This window comes from Luteibacter sp. (assembly GCF_051958795.1).
Classification (GTDB): Bacteria; Pseudomonadota; Gammaproteobacteria; order Xanthomonadales; family Rhodanobacteraceae; genus Luteibacter.
Map to the genome: position 1 here is coordinate 1 of NZ_JBQCFT010000376.1, position 6,923 is coordinate 6,923.

Annotated in this window: 5 protein-coding genes and 1 pseudogene; 3 read left to right on the plus strand and 3 right to left on the minus strand. The window is 66.9% G+C overall.

Translation table 11 applies throughout. The features are described 5' to 3' along the window. Both ACTHLF_RS20060 and ACTHLF_RS20065 read right to left on the minus strand, forming a co-directional pair. Positions 1-534, minus strand: a 534-nt coding sequence (locus tag ACTHLF_RS20060) for a hypothetical protein (protein WP_440329817.1), incomplete at its 3' end; no start/stop codon positions are given. A gap of 11 nt (positions 535-545) precedes the next feature. Then, positions 546-866, minus strand: a complete 321-nt coding sequence (locus ACTHLF_RS20065) for a hypothetical protein (RefSeq protein WP_440329819.1) — start codon at positions 864-866, stop codon at positions 546-548. A 147-nt stretch (positions 867-1,013) separates the two neighbouring features. On the opposite strand from ACTHLF_RS20065, the gene ACTHLF_RS20070 reads away from it, so the two are divergent. From ACTHLF_RS20070 to ACTHLF_RS20080, 3 genes and pseudogenes are all read left to right on the plus strand, one after another. Then, positions 1,014-1,727: a response regulator gene (locus ACTHLF_RS20070; RefSeq protein ID WP_440329821.1), complete on the plus strand. Its 714-nt coding sequence runs from the start codon at positions 1,014-1,016 to the stop codon at positions 1,725-1,727. A 566-nt stretch (positions 1,728-2,293) separates the two neighbouring features. Beyond that, positions 2,294-3,118 (plus strand): annotated as a pseudogene (locus ACTHLF_RS20075) (ATP-binding protein); the annotation flags it as partial. Between the two features lie 68 nt (positions 3,119-3,186). After that, positions 3,187-4,629 carry a M20/M25/M40 family metallo-hydrolase gene (locus ACTHLF_RS20080; protein ID WP_440329823.1) on the plus strand — a complete coding sequence of 481 codons (1,443 nt, stop codon included), beginning with the start codon at positions 3,187-3,189 and terminating at the stop codon, positions 4,627-4,629. A 114-nt stretch (positions 4,630-4,743) separates the two neighbouring features. Here the strand turns inward: ACTHLF_RS20080 and ACTHLF_RS20085 are convergent. Then, on the minus strand, positions 4,744-6,923 hold a 2,180-nt coding region (locus ACTHLF_RS20085), incomplete at its 5' end, for an efflux RND transporter permease subunit (RefSeq protein ID WP_440329825.1).

A 6,923-nucleotide genomic window follows, 5' to 3' on the forward strand; every position in this document is an offset into this window, starting at 1 on the left:
CCGGTCGGCGATGGCCTCGGACATGTCCTCGACCTGCTCGAACAGATCCCGGAAAAGACTGCGAAGGAAGGTCGCCGCGGCGATGTGGCCATCCAGCGCCGTCGCCGTGATATGCTCGAGCCGGGGTCCCGCGTCGCGCAACACGGCGAGCGGGAGATAAGCGGCCTGGATCAGCGAGCGACCGGTATCCACGCGGAACGGTCGCGATAGGTCGACGAGCGTGAATTGCCCTGGCGAAACCTGCGCGCGGCGCCCGTGTTGTTCGACCTGGCTCTCGCCTTCCAGCTGCAGCACCAGCAACGCGGCCTGGCGATGCTCGCGTGGCAGGTGGTCGCTGCTGAACACATGCGGGGCGTGGCTCAGGGTGGCGAAGCGGAGGCGATGGCCCGCATAGCCATCAAGCAACACGGTCTGGCCGGGCTGGCGGGCCGCTCCCTGGCCGAATTCATCCCAGAAGCGCTGCGCGGCGGCCAGGTGCGCACGCGGCGCAGGCAGCGGCGGGACGGTGCGCAGGGCGGGCTGCGAAAACGGCATGGTGTACCTCCTCACGGGCCAGCGAACGGACCGCTGAGCGGGTCCCCGAACAGGTCGTCGTCATCGTCACCGAACGGTGCGCCATGCGGCGGTGGCCGGCGGTGTGGCGGGGGCGGGAAGCCTTTTGAGGCCATGCATTCGGCCATCATGTCCGGCGGGACCGGGTCATCAGGTTCCCCGCCGTAATCCACCCAGCAATCATCCATGGCCGCTTCGAACGCCGGACCGTGCGGCGGGGGGCGCGGAGGGTCACGATCCTGGGCGTAGGCAGCCGCCGCTGCCGTCATGGCAAAGGCGAATAACGTGGTGGACCAGCGGGGAAAAACGAACATCGGGCAGGAGCCTGCGTAGCGACGATAGGTTGCAGGCTACCGGGCGCTCGTCACCCGCCGTTGTCGCCGTGTGTCTGCTTTGTGTCGGCTACGTGCCACGCGAGACACGCGCCATGGCGCGGTTTCTGCTATCAAACGCGCATGGCCATGGACACACACGCCCTTATCCTGGTGGTCGATGATGACCCCGAACTTCGCGACCTGATTGCCGGCTTCCTGGGCGGGCACGGCTACCGCGTGCAGGTTGCCGAGAATGCCACGCAGATGGATCGTGCCATCGCGGCCGAACGGCCCGACCTGGTCGTGCTGGATGTGATGATGCCCGGCGAGGACGGCCTCTCCGCCGCGCGCCGGCTCACGGCCGAGAAAGGGCCGCCCGTGATCATCCTCAGCGCGCTGGGCGGTGATACCGACCGCATCATCGGCCTCGAGGTCGGTGCCGACGACTACCTGGCTAAGCCATGCAACCCGCGCGAACTGCTGGCGCGGGTACGCGCCGTGCTGCGCCGGGTGAACTCCAGCGAGCCGATCGTATCCGACGATGCGCGCCCTTACCTCTTCGCGGGGTGGCGCTTCGATGTCACACGACGCGACCTGCGCGATCCGACCGGCATCTTCATCAACCTTTCGGATGGGGAGTTCGCCCTGTTGCGCGCCTTCGTCGACCACCCACAACGCATCCTCACCCGCGACCAGCTGCTGGACCTGGTGCATGGCGGCCGCACCGACGTCTACGACCGCGCAATCGATACACAGATCAGCCGCCTGCGCCGCAAGCTCAACGACCGCGCCGCCATGGAAATGATCCGCACCGTGCGCAACGAGGGTTACATGCTGGTCCCTAAGGTAAGCCGCCCATGATCCGCGCTCCCCGCCTGTCGATCTTCGCGCGCAGCTTCCTCATGCTGGCCTGCGCCTTGCTGGTGACGCCTGCGATCGGCTTCCTCGTATTCACCGTGCGCCCGCCGCAACCCGTGTCGTCGGCCAGCTTCTTCGATCTCATCAATGCACTGCGCCCCGACCAGCTGCCGCCGGATCGTCCCTACTTCGACGGCGGCCGGCCGCACGGCGAGATGGGCAGGCCGCCGGGCGATGGCGGCATGCCGGGTGGGTTCGGACCGCCACGCATCACCGATATCGACGTGAGCGTGCAGAAGACGCCGCCGCAGGCTACCGACGATTACGACAAGGGCGCCTCGGCACACCTGCTGGAACGGCTCGCCGGTGCGTTGGCCGTGCCACGCGACCACCTGCGCGTCTTCGCGACGCAAAGCGGGCTGGGCCCGATGCCGTCGTTCGGCCGCGCGATATCGGGGCCCTCCGTCGTCGGCCTGCAGCTGGACGATGGCTCGTGGCGTGTCGTGACCGTGCCCGCCACGCCGTTCGCGGATACCGCGGGCGCGCGCCTGTTGTGGATGCTGGGCCTCGGTGTGTTGATCATGCTGCCGTTGGCGGCCGTATTCGCCCGCGCGCTTTCCGCGCCCATCCGTCGCTTTGCGGAAGCGGCGCACCGGCTCGGCAGCGATGCCAGCGCCCCGCCCGTACCTTCCGAAGGGCCTACCGAAATGCGCCAGGCGGTGGATGCGTTCAACGCCATGCAGGCGCGCATGAACCGCATGATGCAGGAACGCACGCAGATGATCGGCGCGATCGCGCATGACCTGCGCACGCCGCTCACGCGCCTTTCGTTCCGCCTCGATGGCCTGCCGGATCCCCTGGGTGAAAAGGTGGACGCGGATATCCGCGAGATGAAGACGATGATCTCGGCCGCGCTGGACTTCATTCGCGACCGTTCTTCGGGGCCGAACCGGCAGCCGCTCGACTTCCGCCTGCTTGTCGAGAGCGTGGCGGATGACCTGGTGGATATCGGCCACGATGTGTCGGTGCAGGCCGGCCAGGCGCTTACCGTGGATGGCGATCCCGTCGCCCTGCGTCGCGCCGTCGAGAACCTGGTGGACAACGGACTGAAGTACGGCGACCGCGTGCGCATGCGCCTGCGCATCCAGGGCGAGAACTGCGTGCTGGAGGTCGATGACGATGGCCCGGGCATCCCCGAGGCCATGCAACGCCAGGTGTTCGAGCCGTTCTTCCGCCTCGAGGCTTCGCGCAACCGCGATACGGGTGGCATCGGTCTCGGCCTCGCGAGCGTGCGGGCTATCGTCTCGGAACACGGCGGCTCGGTCGATATCCGCAACCGCCGCGAGGGCGGCCTGCGCGCTTCGGTCATCCTGCCCGCCCGGCGCCATGCATGACTTCCTACCTAGGCGCCCGCATGGGCTGCCGGGTCCATAATCGGGGTTTCCGTCCCCAGGGGTTACCCATGCGTCCAGCCATCCGTCTCCACGCGCTCGCCGCGTGCATCGCGCTCGCCTGCTCCGCCCACGCGGCCGACAAGGCCACCACTGTTCCGGCGAAGGCCGTGGCCGCCGCCACCGCGCTGCGCGACAAGGCCATGGCCGACAACACGGGCTACGAGTTCGTTAGCGGCCTCACCACCGAAGTGGGACCGCGCCTGGCCGGCAGCCCGGCGGACAAGCGTGGCGTCGAATGGACCGTGGCGAAGTTCAAGGCCATGGGCTTCGACAAGGTGTACACCGAGAAGGTGAGCTACCCGCTGTGGGAGCGCCGCAGCGAACACGCCGCCATCGTCTCGCCCTACCCGCAGCCGCTGTACGTGACGGCGCTCGGCTACTCGGCAGGCACGCCCGCCGGCGGCCTCACCGCCGAGGTCGTGGGCTTCGATACGCTCGATGCGCTGAAGGCGGCGGATCCGGCCAGCGTGAAGGGCAAGATCGTCTACGTCAGCACCCACATGACCCAGCAGAAGGACGGCCACGACTACGGCATGGGCTCGGCCACGCGTACGCGCGGTGCGGTGCTCGCCGCGCAAATGGGCGCTGCGGCCTACCTGCTCCGCTCGGCCGGTACCGACCCGCACAGCCGCACGCCGCACACCGGCGTCACGGGCTTCACGAAGCCCGAGGAAGCGATCCCGGCGGGCGCGCTCTCGCTCCCGGATGCCGACCAGCTCGAGCGCGTGCTGAAGGAAGGCAAGCCGGTCACGCTGAAGCTCGACCTCGATGTCGGTTTCAAGGGCACGTATGAAGGCGAAAACGTCATCGCCGAAGTGACCGGCAAGAAGAAGCCGAACGAGATCGTCGCGATCGGCGGCCACCTGGATTCCTGGGACCTCGGCACCGGCGCGATCGATGATGGCGCCGGCGTGGCCATCGCCGCGGCCGCCGCGAAGCTGATCAAGGACATGCCGGAGCGCCCGGACCGCACCATCCGCGTCATCGCCTTCGCGAACGAAGAGATGGGCCTGTGGGGTGGCCGCGCCTATGCCGAAGCGCACGCCAAGGATGTGTCGAAGTTCCAGCTTGGCACCGAATCCGATTTCGGCGCCGGCCGCATCTGGCGCATGAGCGCATCGGTGAAGCCGGAGGCACGTGGCGCGATCGAGCAGATCGCAAAGGTGATCGCACCCATCGGCGTGGCCTACGATCCGGATAAGCCCGGCGGCGGCGGTTCGGACCTGTCGCAGATGCACGCGAAGGGCATGGCCGCGCTGTCGCTGACCCAGGACGGCACCGACTACTTCGACTACCACCACAACGCCAACGACACGCTCGACAAGATCGACCCGAAGGCGCTGGCGCAGAACGTGGCGGTCTACGCGACGTTCGCCTACATGGCCGCCCAGGCGGATGGCAACTTCGGTTCGGCGCCCGGCGCGTTCGCAAAAGACGGCGCGCACGATTGACGAACCCCGTAGGAGCCCACCCTGTGGGCGACGCCTTTCGCGCTGATGCCACACGACCGGTGGCGGTGAGGCGAAAGATGTCGCCCACAGGGTGGGCTCCTACAGCCGCACCGGTCAGTGGTGCGGCAACGGCTCCCCGATCTGCTTCGGCGCCACGCGCTCCTGCAGGCGGTTCATGTAGAGGTAGATCACCGGCGTGAGGTATAGCGTCAGGATCTGCGACACCACGAGGCCACCGACCACGGCGAGGCCGAGCGGTCGGCGGGTTTCGGCACCGGCGCCGATGCCCAGCGCGATCGGCAACGTACCTGCGAAAGCCGCCATCGTCGTCATCATGATCGGGCGGAAACGCACGCGGCACGCTTCGAAGATCGCATCGAACGGCGCCATGCCCTCGTCACGCTGACGCTCCAGCGCGAAGTCGATCATCATGATCGCGTTCTTCTTCACGATGCCCACGAGCATCACGATGCCGACGAACGCGAACAGGTCCAGCGAGGCCTGGAAGATCACCAGCGTAAGCAGCGCGCCCACGGCGGCGGCGGGCAGGCCCGAAAGAATCGTGAGCGGATGGATGAAGCTCTCGTACAGGATGCCCAGCACGAGATAGATCACGAACACGGCCAGCAGCAACAGCAGGCCCATGCCCTTGATCGAGTCCTGGAACGCCTGCGCCGTACCCTGCACGCTGCCACTCAGTGTCGCGGGTAGTTTGAGTTCCGTGGTGGCGCGATCGATGCTCGCCACGGCATCGCTGAGCGATACGCCGGGTGCGAGGTTGAACGACACGGTCACCGCGGGCAGCTGGCCCTGGTGGTTCACCGTCAGCACCTGCGGCTTGCGCTCGAAACGCGCCACCGTGCTGAGCGGAATGAGCTTGCCGGTATCCGATGTGACGTACAGCCTGGACAGCACGGCAGGATCATCCTGCATGCGCCGCTCCACCTGCAGGATCACCCAGTACTGCGTGGCGGAGCCGTAGATCGTGGAGATCTGGTTCTCACCGAACGCCGTGCCCAGCGCCGTCTGCACCTGGTCCATGGTGAGACCCATCGGCGCCAGCTTGTCGCGATTGACCTGCACCATCATCGAGGGACTGTTGAGGTCCAGGTCGGTGGTGACGTCCTGGAAGCCAGGCAGCTTCTGGAACGCAGTGACAAGCTTGCCCGACCACGCGTAAAGCGCCTTCAGGTCGGTCGACTGCACCGTGTACTGGTACTGCGCCTTCGACTGACGGCCACCCACCTGGATCGCCGGCGGATTCTGGATATACGTACGGATACCCGGCACCTGGGCGAACTTGTGCCGCAGCTCCTGGATGATCTCGTCCGGCGTGGTGTGGCCGCGCTCGCCCGCTGGACGCAGCGTGAGCAGGATCGAGCCGGAGTTGATCGTCGAGCGCGGGCCACCCGCACCGACGCTCGACATGTACCCGGTGATATTCGGATCCTTGCCTGCGATCTCTGCGAGTGCCTGCTGTCGCGCCGACATGGCGGCGAACGAGATATCCGTCGGCCCTTCCGTCGTGACACGCAGCTGGCCGCTGTCGCCGGCCGGGATAAAGTCCTTCGGCACCACGGCGAACAGGAGGCCCGTGGCGGCCAGGCTCAGGGCGAACACACCGATGACGACGCGCGGATGGCGCATGCACCACGCCAGCGTCCGCGTATAGCCCGAGGTCACCGCGCTGAAGCCCGCATCGAACCAGACGACGATGCGGCTGCGCTTGTCGTGGTCGTGCGCCTTGACGAAGCGGCTGCACAGCATCGGCGTCAATGTGATCGACACGAAACCCGAGATCAGGATGGACACGCTGATCACGACGGCGAATTCGTGGAACAGGCGGCCGACGATGCCACCCATGAACATCACGGGGATGAACACGGCGACCAGCGACAACGTCATGGAGAAGATGGTGAAGCCGATTTCACCGGCACCCTTCACCGCCGCCTCGAAGGGTCTTTCGCCCATCTCGATGTGGCGCATGATGTTCTCGAGCATCACGATCGCATCATCGACGACGAAGCCGACCGCGAGCGTCAGCGCCAGCAGGGAAAGGTTATCCAGGCTGTAGCCGAGCGCGAACATGGCGCCGAACGTGCCGAGCACGGAGATGGGCAAGGCCACCGCAGGGATGAGCGTCGCCGACGCGTTGCCGAGGAACAGGTAGATCACGAGCACCACGAGGATGCCGGCGAGCACCAGCGTGAACTGCACGTCGTGCACCGAATCGCGGATCGAGACCGAGCGGTCGTACAGCACGTTGAGCTTCACCGATGGCGGCAGTGTCGCCT

Bases quoted from the DNA above. Each gene is read 5' to 3' on its own strand.
- ACTHLF_RS20065 (WP_440329819.1), bottom strand. From the start codon at position 866: ATGTTCGTTTTTCCCCGCTGGTCCACCACGTTATTCGCCTTTGCCATG.
- ACTHLF_RS20070 (WP_440329821.1), top strand. From the start codon at position 1,014: ATGGACACACACGCCCTTATCCTGGTGGTCGATGATGACCCCGAACTT.
- ACTHLF_RS20080 (WP_440329823.1), top strand. From the start codon at position 3,187: ATGCGTCCAGCCATCCGTCTCCACGCGCTCGCCGCGTGCATCGCGCTC.